Origin of the sequence: Billgrantia gudaonensis (assembly GCF_900100195.1) — a bacterium.
GTDB classification, from domain to species: Bacteria; Pseudomonadota; Gammaproteobacteria; order Pseudomonadales; family Halomonadaceae; genus Halomonas; species Halomonas gudaonensis.
In genome coordinates this window covers 280,148-298,589 of record NZ_FNES01000004.1, presented here as the reverse complement: position 1 = coordinate 298,589, position 18,442 = coordinate 280,148, and the positions used below count along the sequence as shown (strand labels likewise).

At 66.2% G+C, this 18,442-nt stretch carries 16 protein-coding genes; 6 read left to right on the top strand and 10 right to left on the bottom strand.

Annotated elements, in window-relative coordinates; genetic code table 11:
- Positions 1 to 14 precede the first annotated feature (14 nt).
- The 8 genes from BLP96_RS07100 to leuS all read right to left on the bottom strand — a co-directional run bounded on the left by BLP96_RS07100 (position 15) and on the right by leuS (position 7,917).
- Positions 15 to 440, bottom strand: coding sequence for a DUF488 domain-containing protein (locus BLP96_RS07100; protein WP_089684521.1), 426 nt, complete (start codon positions 438 to 440; stop codon positions 15 to 17).
- Positions 441 to 470: 30 nt separating this feature from the next.
- Positions 471 to 1,445, bottom strand: coding sequence for a PA2778 family cysteine peptidase (locus BLP96_RS07095; protein ID WP_089684519.1), 975 nt, complete (start codon positions 1,443 to 1,445; stop codon positions 471 to 473).
- Between the two features lie 12 nt (positions 1,446 to 1,457).
- Positions 1,458 to 1,853: a PA2779 family protein gene (locus BLP96_RS07090; RefSeq protein ID WP_089684516.1), complete on the bottom strand. Its 396-nt coding sequence runs from the start codon at positions 1,851 to 1,853 to the stop codon at positions 1,458 to 1,460.
- 117 nt (positions 1,854 to 1,970) lie between these two features.
- Entirely contained in the window at positions 1,971 to 3,101 is a 1,131-nt protein-coding gene (locus BLP96_RS07085) for a GGDEF domain-containing protein (RefSeq protein ID WP_176761479.1), read from the bottom strand.
- Positions 3,098 to 3,598 (bottom strand): hypothetical protein, encoded by a 501-nt coding sequence (locus BLP96_RS07080; protein WP_089684513.1) that lies wholly within the window; start codon positions 3,596 to 3,598, stop codon positions 3,098 to 3,100. Before BLP96_RS07080 ends, BLP96_RS07085 begins: the two co-directional genes overlap by 4 nt.
- 148 nt (positions 3,599 to 3,746) lie before the next feature.
- Positions 3,747 to 4,805, bottom strand: coding sequence for a DNA polymerase III subunit delta (gene holA, locus BLP96_RS07075; RefSeq protein ID WP_089684511.1), 1,059 nt, complete (start codon positions 4,803 to 4,805; stop codon positions 3,747 to 3,749).
- Positions 4,806 to 4,815: 10 nt separating this feature from the next.
- On the bottom strand, positions 4,816 to 5,307 hold the full coding sequence (locus BLP96_RS07070) for an LPS-assembly lipoprotein LptE (RefSeq protein ID WP_089684510.1): 492 nt from the start codon (positions 5,305 to 5,307) through the stop codon (positions 4,816 to 4,818).
- A gap of 15 nt (positions 5,308 to 5,322) precedes the next feature.
- Complete coding sequence (gene leuS, locus BLP96_RS07065; protein ID WP_089684508.1) at positions 5,323 to 7,917, bottom strand: leucine--tRNA ligase; 2,595 nt, start codon at positions 7,915 to 7,917, stop codon at positions 5,323 to 5,325.
- Between the two features lie 227 nt (positions 7,918 to 8,144).
- Between leuS and BLP96_RS07060 the strand changes: the two genes are divergently transcribed.
- Complete coding sequence (locus BLP96_RS07060) at positions 8,145 to 8,660, top strand: zinc ribbon-containing protein (RefSeq protein WP_089684506.1); 516 nt, start codon at positions 8,145 to 8,147, stop codon at positions 8,658 to 8,660.
- Positions 8,661 to 8,664: 4 nt separating this feature from the next.
- Here the strand turns inward: BLP96_RS07060 and BLP96_RS07055 are convergent, their stop codons facing one another.
- Positions 8,665 to 9,990 carry a hypothetical protein gene (locus BLP96_RS07055; protein WP_089684504.1) on the bottom strand — a complete coding sequence of 442 codons (1,326 nt, stop codon included), beginning with the start codon at positions 9,988 to 9,990 and terminating at the stop codon, positions 8,665 to 8,667.
- A 29-nt stretch (positions 9,991 to 10,019) separates the two neighbouring features.
- Positions 10,020 to 10,925, bottom strand: a complete 906-nt coding sequence (locus tag BLP96_RS07050) for a LysR family transcriptional regulator (protein WP_089684502.1) — start codon at positions 10,923 to 10,925, stop codon at positions 10,020 to 10,022.
- 166 nt (positions 10,926 to 11,091) lie between these two features.
- Between BLP96_RS07050 and leuC the strand changes: the two genes are divergently transcribed.
- The 5 genes from leuC to BLP96_RS07025 all read left to right on the top strand — a co-directional run bounded on the left by leuC (position 11,092) and on the right by BLP96_RS07025 (position 18,409).
- A complete protein-coding gene (gene leuC / locus BLP96_RS07045; RefSeq protein ID WP_089684499.1) occupies positions 11,092 to 12,528 on the top strand; it encodes a 3-isopropylmalate dehydratase large subunit in 1,437 nt (478 codons plus the stop codon).
- A gap of 11 nt (positions 12,529 to 12,539) precedes the next feature.
- Entirely contained in the window at positions 12,540 to 13,193 is a 654-nt protein-coding gene (leuD, locus tag BLP96_RS07040; protein ID WP_089684497.1) for a 3-isopropylmalate dehydratase small subunit, read from the top strand.
- A gap of 156 nt (positions 13,194 to 13,349) precedes the next feature.
- Positions 13,350 to 14,429: a 3-isopropylmalate dehydrogenase gene (leuB, locus tag BLP96_RS07035; RefSeq protein ID WP_089684495.1), complete on the top strand. Its 1,080-nt coding sequence runs from the start codon at positions 13,350 to 13,352 to the stop codon at positions 14,427 to 14,429.
- A gap of 72 nt (positions 14,430 to 14,501) precedes the next feature.
- Positions 14,502 to 15,614 (top strand): aspartate-semialdehyde dehydrogenase, encoded by a 1,113-nt coding sequence (gene asd / locus BLP96_RS07030; protein ID WP_089684494.1) that lies wholly within the window; start codon positions 14,502 to 14,504, stop codon positions 15,612 to 15,614.
- A 263-nt stretch (positions 15,615 to 15,877) separates the two neighbouring features.
- Positions 15,878 to 18,409, top strand: coding sequence for a FimV/HubP family polar landmark protein (locus tag BLP96_RS07025; RefSeq protein WP_089684492.1), 2,532 nt, complete (start codon positions 15,878 to 15,880; stop codon positions 18,407 to 18,409).
- Positions 18,410 to 18,442 lie beyond the last annotated feature (33 nt).

The following is an 18,442-nucleotide window of genomic DNA, read 5'->3' as shown; positions in this document are numbered from 1 at the left end:
GGATGCCTCGGGCGTCAGTCGCTACGAAACTCGTGTCCATAGCAGGGCGATGACGCCGGTTCGGCGTCGGCGGCATCTTCCTGGTGGAGTGCCGTCAGCAGTGCCTCACGCAGGATGGGAAGGTGCGAGTCCTCGATGTTCCGGGTCGCGGTGAGCAGCGTGAGTCGGCCGCGGCGGGCGTGGCGCATCAGGGGGACCAGATAGCCCGGATCATCACGCAGTTCGCCGCGATAACGGGCGGCGAAGACCGCGGGACTGATCGTGCCCTGATGATACTGGCGACGCAGGGCCGGTGAGGGTGAGGCGTCGCGGTACCACTCGGTGAGGGCGAGGCTTTCGCGCCGCTTTCCGCGTGGCCATAGCCGGTCGACGAGGATGCGCGCCCCGTCGTCCGAGTCGGCGGGAGCGTAGACGCGCTTTAGAACGATCTCGTAGCTCATGAAACCTCCACGTTAGTGGTAGCGGGTCGACTAGTCGCTCGCGACCCCGGTTTCCAGCGATGACAGTGCCTCCCTTGCCCGCTCCTGCCATGGGCCGTCGTCTTCGCTGGCCCGTTTCAGGGCCTGACGGGCTGCGGCGACGTCGCCGCGCTCGCGTAATGCCAGCCCGAGATTGAGCCAGCCCACGGCCAGGTCGTCTTGCCGGGCCACCGCGCGTCGGAAGGCGGCGATGGCACCCTCGGCATCGTCGTTGGCGTAACGCGCGTTGCCCAGGGCGAAGTGCGCCATGGGCGCTTCCGGGAAGCGTTCGGCAATGGATTCCCAGCCCGGCAGGGCGGTTTCGGCTCCCTGAACCCGTTCGAAATCGGCGGTGGCCTCGATGGCCGCCTCCGCATCGATGGCGCTCGGCAGTTCTCCCGGTGGCAGGGCGACGAAGGCCCAGCGCTCGCTGCGCGACCAGGTGGCGTCGAAACGCCGGAACGACTCGCGACGGCGGGGTTCCTCTCCGCTGTGCAGGATCAGCTCGCCAGTCTGTCGATCGTAGCCGATGACCACGGCGTAGTGCCAAAGCGGCCAGGCTGGCAACGAGAGGTTCTGCAGCACCACCACCGGATGGTCGCCCTCTGCCAGCTCCGTCAGCAGGCTCTCGAAGCGGTTGTCGATCACGAAGGGGATGCGCCCCTGGCGGCGCACGGCGGCGAGCATTTCCGGTTGCACGCTGCCCTCTCGGCCGGGCAGAAAGACTTGAGGAATCAGTTCATCGACACTGACTTCGACCCCCTGGTGTTCGAGCACCATGGCCAGGGAAGCTGGGCCACACTGATAGTCGCGCTGCCCGTGGAAGGGCACGTCATCGTGCAGGACTCGGGTGGGCAGTGTCTGGGCGGTATCGTCGCTCAGGCGTGGAGCACTGGCGCAGCCGCCGAGCAACGTCGACAGGACCAGGAACAGCAGAACGCCCGCCAGGCGGGCGTTCTGCTGGGTATGGGATGCACGGTTGCGCATCGCCCTGGGCATTCAGCGCGTGAAGGGGAAGACGTTGGTCAGGCCGAGGATGTCGGTGACCAGCAGAATGACGAAGACCGCGAAGAGGGCGCCCACCACGCTGGCACCGGCGGGCATCTCGTCGAGCCGGTCGGCCATCTGACGAGCCTCGGCATCCGAGAGAGCGGCCACGCGGGCTTCGACCTCGGCGGGATCGACGCCCTGGACGCTGAGCTGCTCGCGGACGTCGTCACGCGCCAGCACTTCATGAATGCGTTCGCGGGCGTCGTGACTGCGCTCGGCCTCCAGTGCTGCCTGGGTCCCGATCAATTCCCCGCTGCCTGCCTGTGGGGCGGCGACAACCGGTAGGCTGCCCAGGACCAGGGCGAGAATCAGCAGAGGGCTGAGAAAGCGACGAAGCGTGGTCATGATAAGGCTCCTTCTCTTGTGCAGTGAGCTTCCAGTTGGGAGTGTTGGGCTGCGATGCATCCGATGCGGCGTCCTGCCATTATAAGAGCCAAGTGTGGGGTATTTCATGTCCCAATGTCACGCCTTGCTGACTTCGGTACGGTTGCGTCCGTTGGCCTTGGCGCGGTATAGGGCTCGGTCGGCCCGCGAATAGAGACGATCGAAGCCTGCAGCGCTGCCGGTGCCGGTGGCGAGTCCGAGGCTCACGGTGATCGAGGCGGGAATCCCGAGGGCCGCTTCGTTCAGTTCGGCGATACGATGGCGGACGCGCTCGGCCAGGTCATGCGCCCCTTCGAGGGGGGTGTCGGGCATCAGGATGCAGAATTCTTCGCCGCCAATGCGCGCCACTATGTCGGCCTGACGGGTCTCTTCCTGAAGCGCCTGGGCGAATGCCTCGAGTACCCTGTCGCCGGCCGGATGGCCCCAGGTGTCGTTGAGGTGCTTGAAGTGATCGAGATCGAGCAGGGCGAGGCTCATGGGGCGTTCGTTACGCAGGCTTTGCTGGTACAAGCGTTCAGCGGTTTCCAGCAGGTAGCGACGATTGCCCAGTCCCGTCAGGTCGTCGACCAGACTCAGCCGTGAAACGAGTTCGCGCTGGCGGCTAAGACGAATCAGTGCCAGCATCAGGCCGGCTACCACGGCCAGAGCCAGCAGAACCAGCAGGCCGATGGCGAGGCTCAGCCGTTCCATGATTTGGCGCTGTTCGCCGGCGGCCACGTGGATGAGGTCGTTTAGCTCGCCGTAGGCCCAGGCCAGCTCCGTCTCGAGTTCGTAGCCGAGTGCCTGCAGGGCCTGCCTGTCCTCGTCCGTTTCGATGTCGGCATCGATCAGTGCCGCCAGTTCGGCCAGACGGGTTTCGACACGAGCGAGGGTGTCGAGCGCCGGCCGATAGTCCGACGGGGCGAGCTGGCTTTGCGAGAGGCCATGGCTGACGCCCCGAATGTGCTGGGGAATGCGCCACACCAGATTTGCCAATCGCTCGGCATGCAGGTGATGGGGATGTTCCTGCATCGCATTCAGGGTGGCGCGAAGCAGCACGGGATGCTGCTGGGCACGAACCACGTCGGCGACCAAGGCCGTGTAGTTGGCGCCCACGTGCTGGCGAGCGTTGGCCACGTATAAGCCGATGGCCATGGCGCAAATGCCCGAGAGCAGGCTGAACCCCAGTGCCATGCCCCAACCGAGTGCAAAGGTGCGCCGGTCTTTCATGGAGCGTGGATTTCCCGGATCGACCAGATCCATCGCGTCATGGTCTCGCTGCCCTCGGTCACGGCTTCGGCATCTTCGGGAACGAGCAGCATGGTGGGGCCGAAGGTTTCGCGGGTCAGTGGGTCGCCATCGAGTCGGGTGGCGAGCAGGTAGCGTTTCTGCTCACGGTGCTCCGGGGTGAGAAAGACCGTGTAGTCATCGTGGGCGATGAAGCGCAGCCGCGGCGCGTCTTCCAGGCCTCGTTCGGCAAGGAAATCATCCAGCCAGACGCCGGCGAAACGGCCCTCCAGCCCCTCGAAGTGGATCAGGCTCACTTCGTGTAGACCCAACGACTCGATCTGCGCCCGGCTGATTCGGTGTTGCTGACCGTCGTGGCGCACGGTGAGTATCGGAGCGTCATCCTGCGAAGGTGCCAGTGGGCTCTCGGTGACCGTTGCTGCGGGTGCCAGGCGGGAAGTGAATATCAGCAGCAGGAGTGCCGCGATGGGGGTTCGCAATAGGCAGTCATGCCACGCAGAGAGGGAAACGTCCGGTGGCATTGGCAATCGGCGCATGGGCGTACGCTCATCGTCAGGGCTTAAGCGGATTGTGGCAGAAACCTATGACTCGGAAATGACGCCCAGCCAACGCTAGATACCCTCGCTTCTAGCCGATGCGGTACGAGCTGGGCATTTCGGCGAGCAGCCCGCGTCCGCCAGCCAGCGTCAGGGCCAAGTCGTGCAATCCATCCCAGGGCGGCAGTGTCGAGGCACCCTTGATGGCGAGGTCGAGACGCTGGGCGAAGAGCAGCAACTTGTGCAGGCGGCGGATCGGTAGACGCGCAATGGCCTGCTGGTAGGCGGGGCGACGTTTCTCGAAGATGGCCGGCTTCTGGGCCTTGCAGGCATGCTCGAAGCTCTGGCCCTGGTCGAGGTGCTGATGGAGCGAGAGCAGGGTGCGGAGCTCGCGGCTCAACGCCCACAGCACGATGGGGGCCTCCACGCCCTCGCCGCGCAACCCGGCGACGATGCGCGAGACCCTGGCGGGGGTTCCCTGCAGGCAGGCGTCGGTCAGGGTGAAGACATCGAAACGTGCGCTGTCTTCGACGTCGCCGGCCACCTGGCGAGCGCTGATCCTGCCGCCGGGGGGCACCAGCAGGGCGAGCTTCTGCAGCTCCTGGTCGGCGGCCAACAGGTTGCCTTCGGTGCGTTCGCCGAGCAGCCGTGCGGCATCCAGGTCGAGGCTGAGTCCATGGCGTTGGGCGCGGTCGCGCAGCCAGAAGCCCAGGCGTGACAGGTCGACGGGCCACACCGGCACGAACAGGCCGACCTTGTCGAGCGCCTTGAACCAGGCGCTCTTCTGCTGGCGAAAATCGAGCTTGCCCATGCTGACGAGCAGCACGTCATCGCTGCCGGCCAGCCGTTCGGCATGCTCCTTGAGGGCCCGGCCGCCTTCCTGGCCCAGGCCGTGGTTGCCCAGGCGAAGCTCGATCAGCTTACGGGTACCGAACAGCGAGAGGTTGTTCGCCGTTTCATGCAGCTGGCTCCAGGCGAAATTGGCCTCGACGTGGAGAACCTCCCGTTCGTCGATGCCCTTCTCGCGGGCGGCGGCACGTACCGCATCGCACGCCTCCATGTGCTGGAGGGGCTCTTCCCCGGCGACTATCACCACCGGGGGCAGTTTCTTGGCGAGCGCGTCGGGAAGCTTGTCGGCAAAGACTTTCATGGAGCTGCCTTCATGCCCTGTTCAGCCCACGCAGCCGCTCGAGCAGCTGGCGGATGGCTTCGCGATGCAGCGCCGTTTCTGCTTCACGGCGAATCTCTTCCTGAGCCAGCAGATTGTCGTCGCTGACCGTGAACCGCTCGCTCACCTCCAGCATCTGCTCGGGCAAGACGAAGGCGCCGTCACTGCGGCGCTGAACCGAGAAGGGCAGGCTCAGCACCATTTCGTGTTCTTGCGACCCGGCGTCGAGTACGCTCAGGCGACGCTCGTCGAGAGCCGGGCGTCCCAGGGTGAGTATCCAGGGCGCCTGTGCGTGGAGTCGCGTGCCGTCTCGACGCAGACGCTCGGCGAGTTGCCGCGACAATTCGCTCTCCGGGCCGGCCAGCTCGAGTTCGTCGATGACCGTGCCGCTCTCGCCGAAGCCGCGCAGGCGAAAGCCGCAGCCGGTCAGCGCCAGGGCAGTGCCGCCGGCCAGTACGCGGGTGAGAAAGGTGCGACGCTGCATATCGACTCCCTGCGATCATCCGACCACGATGTTGACCAGCTTGCCGGGCACGACGATGATCTTGCGTACCGACTTGCCCTCGGTGTGGCGCTGGACGTTCTCGGCGGCCAGCGCCTGCGATTCGATGGTGGCCTTGTCCGCCTCGGCCTCTACCTCGATGCGTGCCCTCAGCTTGCCGTTGACCTGCACCACCAGTTCGATGGTATCGCGGGTCAACGCCGATTCGTCGACCTCGGGCCAGGTGGCGTCGATCACCGGGTCGTCATGGCCGAGAGCCTGCCACAGGGCGTGGCAGGCGTGCGGGGTGATGGGGGCGAGCAGCAGCACGCAGGCCTCCACGGCCTCGCGGGTCACGGCGAGCCCTTGGGGCGAAGCGTCCTTGCCATCGTTCTGAAAACGGCCCAGGGCATTGGTCAGCTCCATCACCGCGGCGATGGCGGTATTGAAGGTGGTGCGCCGTCCGATGTCGTCGCTGGCCTTCCGGATCGTCTCGTGGGTCTTGCGGCGCAGCTCGCGTTGGGCATCGTCCAGGGACTCGGGGTCGAGGCGTTCCGGCTCGCCGGCCTCTAGGTGCTCGAAAACGAGGCGCCACAGGCGTTTGAGAAAGCGGTGGGCCCCTTCCACGCCGGAGTCGGACCACTCCAGGGACTGTTCGGGCGGTGCGGCGAACATCATGAACAGCCGCACGGTGTCGGCGCCGAAGCGGTCGATCATCGACTGAGGGTCGACGCCATTGTTCTTGGACTTGGACATCTTCTCGATGCCGCCCATCTCGACGGGCCGACCGTCGCTGACGAGAGTGGCGCTGACCGGGCGACCCTTGTCATCCCGCTTGACCTCCACGTCGGCGGGGTTGAACCACTCCTTGCCGCCGTTTTCGGTGTCGCGGTAGAAGGTCTCGGCGATCACCATGCCTTGGGTGAGCAGGCGCTGGAAGGGCTCGTCGGACTTCACCAGGCCGAAGTCGCGCATCAGCTTGTGGAAGAAGCGCGCATAGAGCAGATGCAGGATGGCGTGCTCGATGCCGCCGATGTAGAGATCCACCGGCAGCCAGTAGTCCGCTCGCTCGTCGAGCATCGCTTCGCGGTTGTCGGCGCAGGCGAAGCGCGCGTAGTACCAGGAAGACTCCATGAAGGTGTCGAAGGTGTCCGTCTCGCGCGTCCAGCCGTCGCCCAGGTCATAGAAGGCGGGCATCTTCTTGAGCGGTGAACCGGTGGCGTCGACGGTCACCTCCATGGGCAGCTCCACCGGCAGTTCGTCGTCGGTGAGCGGTACGGTCTGCCCTTCGGGACCGTATTTGACGGGGATCGGTGCCCCCCAGTAACGCTGACGGGCTACGCCCCAGTCGCGCAGGCGGAAGTGGGTCTTCACCGTGCCGCGTCCCAGGGACTCGAGCTTGGCGGCGATCGCCTCGAAGGCCGCCTCGAACTCCAGGCCGTCGAACTCGCCGGAGTGGATCAGCTTGCCGGTCTCGACGAAGGCGCCTTCGGAGAGGTCGGGCGCCTGGCCGCTCTCGTCGGCGATGACCGCCTTGATGGGCAGATCGTACTTGGTGGCGAATTCCCAGTCGCGCTGGTCGTGGCCGGGGACCGCCATCACCGCGCCGGTGCCGTACTCCATCAGTACGAAGTTGGCCACGTAGACGGGAACTTCGTCGCCGGTCAGCGGGTGCACCGCGACGTGCCCGGTGGGCATGCCCTTCTTCTCCATGGTGGCCAGCTCGGCCTCGGAGGTGCCGCCGCGGGCGCACTCGTCACAGAAGGCGGCCATGTCGGCATCGCGTTCGGCGACCTCCTTGGCCAGCGGGTGGCTGGCGGCCACCGCCATGTAGGTGACGCCCATCAGGGTGTCCGGGCGAGTGGTGTAGACGCTCACCGGGGTGTCCGAGCCGCCGTCCGGCGCCTTGACCTCGAAGGTCATCTCCACGCCGCGCGACTTGCCGATCCAGTTGCGCTGCATGGTCTTGACCTGTTCCGGCCACTCGACCTCGTCCAGGTCGGCGAGCAGTTCCTCGGCATAGTCGGTGATCTTGAGGAACCACAGCGGAATCTCCTTGCGCTCCACGAGCGCACCGGAGCGCCAGCCGCGTCCCTCGATCACCTGCTCGTTGGCCAGCACCGTCTGGTCGACCGGATCCCAGTTCACCGCGGCCATCTTCTTGTAGACCAGCCCTTTTTCCACCAGCTTGGTGAAGAACCACTGTTCCCAGCGGTAGTAGTCGCTGTCGCAGGTGGCGAATTCGCGGTTCCAGTCGTAGGCGAACCCCAGCGCCTTGAGCTGGCGGCGCATGTAGTCGATGTTGTCGTAGGTCCACCTGGCCGGTGGCACGCGGTTCTGGATGGCGGCGTTCTCGGCCGGCATGCCGAAGGCGTCCCAGCCCATGGGCTGCATGACGTTCTTGCCCTGCATGCGCTGGAAACGCGATACCACGTCGCCGATGGTGTAGTTGCGCACGTGCCCCATGTGCAGCTTGCCGCTGGGATAGGGGAACATCGACAGGCAGTAGAACTTCTCGCGGTTGGCGTCTTCCACCGCCTTGAAGCATTCATGGGTTTCCCAGAACTGCTGGGCGTCGCGTTCGATAGCAAGGGGCGTGTACTGTGCGTCCATCGGTATTCGGCTGAGCCTTTTCGGAAGTGCTTGAAATGGTATGCGAAACGCTGAGCGTGGCAGCAGCGCGACGGCGCGCCTGCCCGGCGCGTTGCATGGCCACCTTTTCACGATAAAACGTTGAACTGGCGGCGAGATAGCGTCTAAATGGTAGCCAAGGATACCCCAGACGGACGGGAGCGGCCATGCCTGTTGCCGTCCGCGAGCCGCTTCGAGGAGAGTGAGGCATGAGCAAAGAGTCTGATCCCAAACGCGAACACCGCCTGCGCGAGGGTTACGAACGCCTGTTGGCGCAGCTGCAGAATGGGCGTCGCGACCTGACCTGGGAAAACCTCCAAAAGGAGCTGGATGAGGCGGTGGAGTTCGAGGCAGAGCTCGAGGAGTTCACCAAGGACGAACTGGCCCTGCTGCGTGCCTGGCTGGAGCGCGACCTGGTCGACATGCGTCGCTATTTGAGCGCCGGTGGGCGTGGCGTGGCGAGCTGGCTGGGCATCGATCTCGACCAGCTGTCGCGCCGGGTCGTGGAATCGCTGCTCTCCATCGCCGATCGCAGCCAGGTCGACAAGGCGCGTTTCGAGGAGGATCTCGAGGCCGCCCGTGCCGACTACTGCGAGGGCGAGATGGCCGCGCCCGGGCGCATGGCCTGCGTTCATTGCGATGCGGTGGTCGAGCTGGAGGGCGTGGCGCGTATCGAGCCTTGCCACCAGTGTGGCCATCGCTACTTCTACCGGGTGTCGCAGTAGCCCGCTACGCCCAGCCATCCAGTGCTAGGAGGGTGCCGATGACCAGGCCGCTCATTGCCAGCGCATAGCCCAGGTTGTGACGCATCATCCGATAGCCGCTGATGCCGTAGCGCCCCTGCAGCGAGAGGTTGATGCCGGAGAGTGGCCCTACCGAGGTACCCACCGCCCAGGAAGCCAGGGCGACGAAGGCGAACAGCGTCTGGCGCGCCGGCTCGAGGTCGAGCATCGAGGCGAGCACCGAAACGCCGATGATGGGGTGCAGTCCCGCGACGGCGCTGGCCACGATGGCCACGAAACTCACCACGGCCTCGCGAGCGCCGAAGCGATCGAAGAGCGTCCACCCGCTGCCGGTGGCGGCATCGATCAGCGTGGAGAGTCCCAGCGTCAGCAGTCCCGCGGCAAGGAACAGCGCGATTTCGCCACGCATGGCCGGTAGCCGCATGAGGGTGTGCTGGCGTACCCGGCGCAGCGTCCAGCGCGGGCCCTGCGGAAGGTTGGTGGCCAGGGCCGCTGCCGGCAGCAGGAAGGTGATGATGCTGACGATGCCGAGCCTGGGCGTCAGGGCGTAATGGAAGAACAGTACCAGCAGGGCCATGATCACCGGCATGAGCAGGCTGCGCGGCGAAAGCGAGAAGCCGGCAACGTCGCTGAGGTCGAAGCGTCGCGAGAGCTCGATGGTGGTCAGGGTGCCGGCGACGAGAGCCAGGGGCAGGCCGGCCGCGAGCACCTGGGTGTAGTTCATGTCCGGCGCCAATGTCATCACCACGCCCATGGATGCGAAGAATGGCGACCACAGGGCGGCGCTGGAGAGCCCACGATTCAGTGCCAGGAACTGCGGCAGCGTCAGCGGCCCACGACGGGCGAGACGGTCGCCGATCATGAATACCGTCGAGAGGTTGAGGATGATGCCCAGCAGGTGCACGCCCAGCCAGGTGCCGGCAATGCCGGGTGCGCCGGTCATGGCGCGGCCCAGCGGGCGACTGCCGCGACGGTTGCCGATCAAGCCGATGAAACTCACTCCGACCAGCATGGCGACCACGTAGGTGTTGCCGTCGAGCACCGCCGGCCAGTCGATTGCGGCATCGTAACGAAGCCTGGCCGTGATCAGCAGTGCCAGACCGATGGCGATGAGCGCGCCGGCCTGCCAACGGGTGCGCTGCGGGATGTCGCGCCATAGCAGGGCAGTTGCCAGCCACAGTGCATAGCCGACCAGGTGCGACGGCAGCGAGGGCGCGGGAAAGCTCAGGATCTGCAGCAGCAAGCCTGCGAGGATCGAGACGCCGGCCAGTGCTTGGCGGGGCGAGGTGGATGGCGTGGCGGGGTCGGACACGACGGCTCCTGGCGCAAATGATGAGCAGTCTAACCGTTTTTCGGGTCGACTTCCCGGGCGGCCTGCTCGCGCACCCGTTCCAACTGGGTTAGCAGGGCGCGGGCGGCGTTGGAGAGAGTGCGACCCTTGTGCACCAGATACCCCAGCGGACGGTGGATGGGGGGGGGCTCCACCGCCAGCTCGTGCAGTTCGCCGGCTACCAGTCGCTCCGGCAGCAGGCTCCAGCCCAGCCCGATGGCGGTCATCATCTTGAGCGTCTCCAGGTAGTTGGTGGAGAGCGTCACCGGCAGGGTCAAGCCGGCTGCGGCGAAGCGCGATTCGATCAGCGTGCGGGTGAAGGTCAGCGGGCCGGGCAGCACGGCGTCGAAATGGCAGAGTTCGTGCAGCGTCAGCGGGCCGCGCTCGGCCAGCGGGTGGTCGTGGGCGCAGACGAAGCACAGCCGGTCGACCCATATCGGCACCACCTCGAGTTGCGGGTCAGGGTGGGGTGCCAGCGTCACCACGGCGATCTCCAGCTCGCCGTCGAGCACGCCCTGATAGGCCTGCTCGGAGTCGAGAAAGTGCAGGTCGAGGCGCACCTCGGGGTGCTCTTGGGTGTAGGTCTTGAGCAGCGGCGGCAGGCGGTGCAGGCCGACGTGATGACTGGTGGCCAGCGTCAGGCTGCCGCCCACGTCGCCGCGGAGATCGGTGAGCGCTCGGCGGCTGTCGTCGACCATCACCAGTATCTGGCGAGCGCGGGGCAACAGCACCCGGCCCGCCTCGGTGAGGCTGACCGTGCGCCCGATGCGGTCGAACAGCCGCGCATCGATCTGGCTCTCGAGCACGGCGATGCGCTTGCTCACTGCGGGCTGGGTGAGGTGAAGCTGATCGGCCGCGCGGGAGAAGCTGCCGCTGTCGGCCACGGCGAGAAAGGCCTGCAGACTCTGGGTGTCCATGGGCGGGCTCCTCGGGAGGATTTTCGAATTCCGGTATGGAATCTATTGAATAAATAACATGAATTGATTTTATGAGCACGTCGCGTGACACTGCTGTCACAACCTAGAGGGCCTTGAGCCCATCGTGACGAGCACAAGTGGGCGACGATGCCCGGGAGGAGACCGCATGGCAGGCCAGACGCTTTACGACAAGCTGTGGTCGCAGCACCTGGTGAAGGCGCGCGACGACGGCACCGCCCTGATCTACATCGATCGGCAGTTGCTGCACGAGGTGACCTCGCCCCAGGCTTTCGAGGGCCTGCGTTTGGCTGGCCGCAAGCCGTGGCGGCTCGACGCCAACCTGGCCACGCCCGACCACAACGTGCCCACCACGCTCAAGGAGCGTGCCGAAGGCAACGCCGGCATCAGCGACCCCGTGTCGCTGATCCAGGTGCAGACGCTGGACGATAACTGCGTCGAGTTCGGCATCGAGGAGTTCAAGATCAACGACCCGCGCCAGGGCATCGTCCATGTGGTGGGTCCCGAGCAGGGCGCCACGCTGCCCGGCATGACCGTGGTGTGCGGCGATTCCCATACCGCCACGCATGGCGCCTTCGCCGCGCTCGCCCATGGCATCGGCACCTCCGAGGTCGAACACGTGCTGGCCACGCAGTGTCTGCTCGCCCAGAAAATGAAGAACATGCAGGTGCGCGTCGAGGGCGAGCTCGGCGTCGGCGTCACCGCCAAGGACATCGTGCTCGCCATCATCGGTCGCATCGGCACCGCCGGCGGTACCGGCTATGCCATCGAGTTCGCTGGCAGCGCCATTCGCGGTCTCTCCATGGAGGGGCGCATGACGGTGTGCAACATGGCCATCGAGGCGGGCGCCAGGGTCGGCCTGATCGCCGTGGACGACACCACCATCGACTACCTGCGCGAGCGACACTACGCGCCTCGGGGCGAGCAGTGGGATGCCGCGGTGGCCGACTGGCGCCACCTGATCTCCGATGCCGACGCCGAGTTCGACAAGGTGGTGACGCTGGATGCCGCCGAGATCGAGCCTCAGGTGAGCTGGGGAACCAGCCCAGAGATGGTCACCGGCGTTTCCGGCGAGGTTCCCGATCCCGCCGCGGCGCCCGACGAGACCGTGCAGCGCAGCTATGCCCGGGCGCTGGAGTACATGGGGCTGGCACCCCGGCAGAAGATCACCGACATTCGCCTCGACAAGGTGTTCATCGGCTCCTGCACCAATTCGCGCATCGAGGACCTCCGCGAGGCTGCCAGGGTGGCCCGCGGCAAGAAGGTGGCCGACTCCATCAAGCTGGCCATGGTGGTTCCCGGCTCCGGCCTGGTGAAGCGACAGGCCGAGGCCGAGGGCCTCGACAAGATCTTCATCGAGGCGGGCTTCGAATGGCGCGAACCGGGCTGCTCCATGTGCCTGGCCATGAACGCCGACAAGCTCGGTGCCGGCGAGCACTGCGCCTCGACCTCGAACCGCAACTTCGAGGGTCGCCAGGGTTACGGCGGACGCACCCATCTGGTCAGCCCTGCCATGGCCGCTGCCGCCGCCATTGCCGGACATTTCGTCGACGTCCGCGAATTCGACGCGCAACCCGCCGCCTAGGAGCCTGCACCATGAAACAGTTCGAACGCATCCAGGGCCTCGTCGCGCCGCTCGACCGGGCCAACGTCGACACCGACCTGATCATTCCCAAGCAGTTCTTGAAGTCGATCAAGCGCACCGGCTTCGGCGTCAACCTCTTCGACGAGCTGCGCTATCTCGACGAGGGGTACCCGGGCCAGGACTGCTCACAGCGGCCGTTGACCCCCGATTTCGTGCTCAACCAGTCGCGCTACCAGGGGGCCAGCGTCTTGCTGGCGCGGCGCAACTTCGGCTGCGGCAGCTCCCGCGAGCATGCCCCCTGGGCGCTGGAGGATTTCGGCTTCCGGGTGGTGATCGCCCCGAGCTTCGCCGACATCTTCTACAACAACGCCTTCAAGAACGGCCTGCTGCTGATCACCCTGCCGGAAGAGACGGTCGACCAGTTGTTTCGCGAGGTCGAAGCCAACGAGGGCTATCGCCTGGACGTGGATCTGGAGAAGGAGCGGGTGATCACCCCGGCTGGCGAGATCCTCGAGTTCGAGGTCGACCCCTTCCGCAAGCAGTGTCTGCTCGAGGGCCTCGACGACATCGGCATCACGCTGAAGGACGAGGACGCCATTCGCACCTTCGAAGCGAAGCATCGGCAGGCGCGTCCCTGGCTGTTCCGCGATACGGCTCAGGCTTGACGCCTTCGTCACTCTGACACAGTGGAGCGTCGGGGGAAGGCCGATGAGGAGGTCCGATGCCAGGGATGGCATCGGTAGCGCCCAGGGATGGGTTCACAGCGCCTCCTCGCAGGCCTTCACCCGAGGTAGCTCCACGGACCCAGCAAGGAAGAACCAATGACGCAGAAGATTCTGGTACTGCCGGGCGATGGCATCGGCCCCGAGATCACCGCCCAGGCCAGCCGCATCCTGTCGGCCTGTCAGGCCCGCGGCCTGGACGTGGAAATCGAGGAAGGCTTGCTCGGCGGTGCCGCCTACGACGTGCACGGCGAACCGCTCCCCGCCGAAACCCTGGAGAAGGCCCAGGCAGCCCGCGGCATCCTGCTCGGCGCGGTGGGCGGGCCCAAGTGGGACAAGATCGAAGACCTCGCCAAACGCCCCGAGAAGGGTCTGCTGGGCGTGCGCAAGCAGCTGGGGCTGTTCGGCAATCTGCGGCCGGCCATCACCTACCCGCAGCTGGCTCAGGCCTCCAGCCTCAAGCCCGAGCTGGTCGCCGGGCTCGACATCATGATCGTGCGCGAGCTCACCGGCGGCATCTACTTCGGTCAGCCGCGCGGCATCGAAGAGCGCGACGGCGAGCGCGTGGGCTTCAACACCTATGTCTATTCCGAAAGCGAGATCGAGCGCATCGGCCGGGTGGCCTTCGAAATGGCGCAGAAACGGGGCAAGAAGCTCTGCTCGGTGGACAAGGCCAACGTGCTGGAGGTCACCATCCTGTGGCGCGAGGTGATGGAGCGCCTGGCGCCGGAGTACCCTGACGTCGAACTCTCCCACATGTACGTCGACAACGCCGCCATGCAGCTGGTGCGCGCGCCCAAGCAGTTCGACGTGGTGGTCACCGGCAACATGTTCGGGGATATTCTGTCCGACGCGGCGGCGATGCTGACGGGCTCCATCGGCATGCTGCCTTCCGCCTCGCTCAACGAGAGCGGCCAGGGCATGTACGAGCCCTGTCACGGCAGCGCGCCGGACATCGCGGGCCAGAACGTCGCCAACCCGCTGGCGACCATCCTCTCGGTGGCCATGATGCTGCGCTATTCGCTGAACGAGCCGGCGTTGGCCAGCCGTATCGAGAAGGCCGTGGGCAGGGTGCTGGACGAGGGCTTGAGGACCGCCGACATTGCCTCCGAGGGTACCCGCACCGTCTCAACCACCGAAATGGGCGATGCCGTGCTGGCGGCCTTCGAACGTCAGTAGCCGGTCCTTCGCCTGCGTGTCGCGGGCAATTCCTGTATAATGACGGGTTCATTCTTTCCTGGAGGACTTCACATGTTGAAAGTCGGTTTCGTGGGATGGCGAGGCATGGTGGGCTCCGTGCTCATGCAGCGCATGGTGGAAGAGGGCGATTTCGACGGCATCGAGCCGGTCTTCTTCACCACCTCGCAGGTCGGCCAGGCCGGTCCCGACGTCGGCGTGGACGTGCCTCCGCTCAAGGACGCCTTCGACCGGCAAGCGCTCGAGGCGCTGGACGTGATCGTCACCTGTCAGGGCGGCGACTACACCAAGGAGGTGTACGGCGACCTGCGTGCCGGTGGCTGGAAGGGATACTGGATCGATGCCGCCAGCACCCTGCGCATGGCCGATGAGGCGACCATCGTGCTCGACCCGGTCAATCGTCGCGTCATCGACGACCAACTGGCGCGCGGCGCCAAGACCTTCGTGGGCGGCAACTGCACCGTCAGCCTGATGCTGATGGGACTTGGCGGGCTGTTCGAGGCCGGCATGGTCGAGTGGATGACCTCCATGACCTACCAGGCCGCCTCCGGCTCCGGTGCCAAGCACATGCGCGAACTGCTCGGTCAGATGGGGGCGCTGCACGACAGCGTCGGCGGCGAGCTCGCCGACCCCTCCAGCGCCATTCTCGACATCGACCGCAAGGTCACCGCGGCGATGCGCAGTGGAGAGTTTCCCACCGAGAACTTCACCGCTCCGCTGGCCGGCAGCCTGCTGCCGTGGATCGACACCAAGCTCGACAACGGCCAGAGCAAGGAGGAGTGGAAGGGCAGCGTCGAGAGCAACAAGATTCTCGGCCTGCAGGACAACCCCATTCCCATCGACGGCCTCTGCGTGCGCATCGGCGCCATGCGCTCGCACAGCCAGGCCTTCACCATCAAGCTCAAGCAGGACGTGCCGCTCGACGAGATCGAGGATCGACTCGCCAAGCACAACGACTGGGTCAAGGTGATCCCCAACGACAAGGAGGCCACCATTGCCGAGCTCACGCCGGCCGCGGTCACCGGCACGATGAGCGTGCCGGTGGGGCGTCTGCGCAAGCTGGCCATGGGCGGCGAGTACCTCTCCGCCTTCAGCGTCGGCGACCAGTTGCTGTGGGGTGCCGCCGAGCCGCTCAAGAGAATGCTGACGATCCTGCGCGAGCAGTGAGAGTCATGGCTGCGCTCGCTGCATGAATCGGCGGTGCATGTTGTGAAACGGGGCGTCTCCTGCGGGAGGCGCCCCGTCCTTTTGCGTTGGCGCAAGAATTTTGCCGTCGCCTCGCATTGACATAGGTTGAATAGAACGAGAAAAACCGCCCGCCACTCGGGGCCAGCCATACCAGAGTGTGGTACATAGAGATCAGGTGGCATCACCATCCGTTTGGTTAGGCGCCTCTCAGGCGGCGCCACCGGGAGACGCAAGGGAGCTCCATGAGCCGTAAGCTGACATTCGCCTCGTTGCTGTCATTGTCCTTCGTGAGCCCCGCGAGTTGGGCATTGGGGGTTGGCGACGTGGACGTGCATTCGTCCCTCAATGCGCCGTTGCGGGCCAGCGTGCCGCTGACCGACGTGGCCGGTCTGGATCTTCGGCGGCTCAAGGTCTCGCTGGCGGAGCCGGCCGCCTTCGAGCGTGCCGGGCTCGAGCGCATGCCGTTGGCCTCCGATGTGACCATGGCCGTGCGCGAGCGTAATGGGCAGTGGGTCGTCGAGCTCGAGAGCGACAGGCCGGTACGCGAGCCCTGGCTGGACCTATTGCTGCGCTTCGATTGGCCGGAAGGGCGCCAGCTTCGCGAAGTCACCCTGCTGCTCGACCCCCCGAACTACGCCGAACTGCCGGTGCTGGCAGGTTCGTCGGGCCGGTCGCCCGGTGAGGCGGCCGTGTCGACAGGCTCCGAGTCATCGGCGTCGCCGGGGGCGTCGACGTCGACCGAGCGTGGTGACACCTGGGTCGGCAGCGGCGACACCCTGTGGTCGATAGCCGACCGGCTACGGCCAGACGACGCCATCAGCATGGATCAGATGATGGTGGCTCTGGTGGAGGCCAACCCCGAGGTCTTTCCTTCGGGGAACATCAATTCCATGCGGGCCGGTCATTCCCTGTCGGTGCCGTCACGGGACGCCATCCTGTCGCGGACGGCGGAACAGGCCGACCGTGTCGTGGCGGCGATGAACCAGGCATGGGCCGAACGAGACGGCGGCACTGCGCAGCGCGTGGCGTTGACGCCTGCGCCACAAGACGCAGGCGGCACTCCGGAGGATGCCGCCGATCCGATGGAAACGGCAGGCACCGAGCCCGAACCGACGCTTTCCGATGCGGCCATCGAGGCGGCCGAGTCCGTGCCGGTACCGCGTTTGACGTTGCTCAGCGATCGGGAGCTGGCCGCCGAAGGACAGGCGCGAGGCGAAGTCGAAGGCGAGAGTCAGGGAGCGCCAGTCGCCGGTCATGGCGGAATCGACCCAGGCGTGGTGGCCGAGCTGGCCACGCCGGAGCTGGCGCTGTTGGACGATGCCGGAAGGCAGGCCGTTCGGCAGCGTGAGAATCGGCAGGAACTGGAATCCCAGCGTGATGCGTTGCAGGCCGAACTCGAGGCCATGCGGGATGAGCTCGATGTCCTGCGCGGCCAGCTGGCCTCGGTGATGGCCGAGCGTGCGGCAGAGTCCGACCCGGCGGGTACGTCACCGGCAGCCGAAGAAGGCGCCGACAGCGCGCCTTGGTGGGGGGCCGTTCATTCGCTGGAACCGAACCGGCCGCTGTGGCTCGGTGCGGCCGGCATCGCGGCGTTGCTTGGCTTGTGGCTGGTGATTCGCTGGCGCCGAGGCCGCGACGAGGCTGTCTCGGCCGGCGGTTTCGTGACGATGCCGACGGTTTCCCCCGCCGGTGCCAGTCCCGAGATGGCCGAAGAGCCTGCGCCGACTGCCGGAGCGGGGCTAGCCGAGGAGCCTCCGGCACGACCGACCATGCCCCAGGCCGAGGCCATCAACGAGGCCGACATCTTCATGGCCTATGGCCGTTACGATCAGGCACGCGAGCTGCTCGAGGCCGGAATCGCAAGAGCCCCAGAGCGTTCCGATCTGCGTTTCAAGCTGCTGACGGCGTGCGTCGAGCAAGGGGACTGGACCAAGGCTCAGCGCGAGGCGCAGTGGCTGCGCGACCATGCCGAGCCTTCGCTGATTGCCGAAGTCGAGCGCCTGATGGCGCGTCCTCCATCGGAGGTGGAAGCGCATGCTGCGACGGATGAAGGTGCGCCCCCGTCCGCCTCCGACGATGATGCCGAACGCGATGCACCGGACGCTTCCCGTGAGGTGTCGGACGATACGCGCAGTGGAGCCGGTGACTGGCCGGATCTGTCACCGGCAATGGAGGCCGTCCCCGACGATGCCGAACCGGCAACCCGGTCTGAGCCTGAGGCGAAGCCGGAGAGCGAGCCGGATTCCCAGCCGGCATCATCGTCGGAGCCGGCTGAGGAGCCCCTTGCCGAGTCGGCGCCTCGGGCTGGCGGACGGGAGGAGTCCGTAGCGGAAACGCCGACTCTGGCCGAGCCCGCCGGCAACGTCATCGACTACCAGCCCCCGGCGCTGGATTCACCGGCGGCGACGCCGGAGGAAACGCCCATGCAACCCAGCGTGGACTTCACTCCCCGGGACGGCACGACCGATGATCCGGGGGCCGCCGAGAGTGGCCGTTCCCCCGCGCTGGGCGACGAGTCGCCGTCCCCGGTCGCGGCGGCAGCATCGGGTGAGGATTGGGAGGTCGAAGAAGTGGCCTTTCCGCCGCTGGATGACGATAATGGGCGACCGTTCAGTGCCGCACTCGCCGATGATAGCCTCGATGAGGCGCGGCGTCTGATCGACGCCGGCGAATCCGAACGGGCCCGGGCATTGCTGCAGAGACTGCTCGTCGAAAGCGGCGATGATGAACTGTGCGATGCCGCCCGGGGTCTGCTCGACCGGCACCGCCTGTGACGACATTCTCGCTGACACCCACGATGCCGATGG

Coding starts and splice junctions, on each gene's coding strand:
- BLP96_RS07100 (WP_089684521.1), bottom strand. CDS start 440: ATGAGCTACGAGATCGTTCTAAAGCGCGTCTACGCTCCCGCCGACTCG.
- BLP96_RS07095 (WP_089684519.1), bottom strand. CDS start 1,445: ATGCGCAACCGTGCATCCCATACCCAGCAGAACGCCCGCCTGGCGGGC.
- BLP96_RS07090 (WP_089684516.1), bottom strand. CDS start 1,853: ATGACCACGCTTCGTCGCTTTCTCAGCCCTCTGCTGATTCTCGCCCTG.
- BLP96_RS07085 (WP_176761479.1), bottom strand. CDS start 3,101: ATGAAAGACCGGCGCACCTTTGCACTCGGTTGGGGCATGGCACTGGGG.
- holA (WP_089684511.1), bottom strand. CDS start 4,805: ATGAAAGTCTTTGCCGACAAGCTTCCCGACGCGCTCGCCAAGAAACTG.
- BLP96_RS07070 (WP_089684510.1), bottom strand. CDS start 5,307: ATGCAGCGTCGCACCTTTCTCACCCGCGTACTGGCCGGCGGCACTGCC.
- leuS (WP_089684508.1), bottom strand. CDS start 7,917: ATGGACGCACAGTACACGCCCCTTGCTATCGAACGCGACGCCCAGCAG.
- BLP96_RS07060 (WP_089684506.1), top strand. CDS start 8,145: ATGAGCAAAGAGTCTGATCCCAAACGCGAACACCGCCTGCGCGAGGGT.
- BLP96_RS07050 (WP_089684502.1), bottom strand. CDS start 10,925: ATGGACACCCAGAGTCTGCAGGCCTTTCTCGCCGTGGCCGACAGCGGC.
- leuC (WP_089684499.1), top strand. CDS start 11,092: ATGGCAGGCCAGACGCTTTACGACAAGCTGTGGTCGCAGCACCTGGTG.
- leuD (WP_089684497.1), top strand. CDS start 12,540: ATGAAACAGTTCGAACGCATCCAGGGCCTCGTCGCGCCGCTCGACCGG.
- leuB (WP_089684495.1), top strand. CDS start 13,350: ATGACGCAGAAGATTCTGGTACTGCCGGGCGATGGCATCGGCCCCGAG.
- asd (WP_089684494.1), top strand. CDS start 14,502: ATGTTGAAAGTCGGTTTCGTGGGATGGCGAGGCATGGTGGGCTCCGTG.
- BLP96_RS07025 (WP_089684492.1), top strand. CDS start 15,878: ATGAGCCGTAAGCTGACATTCGCCTCGTTGCTGTCATTGTCCTTCGTG.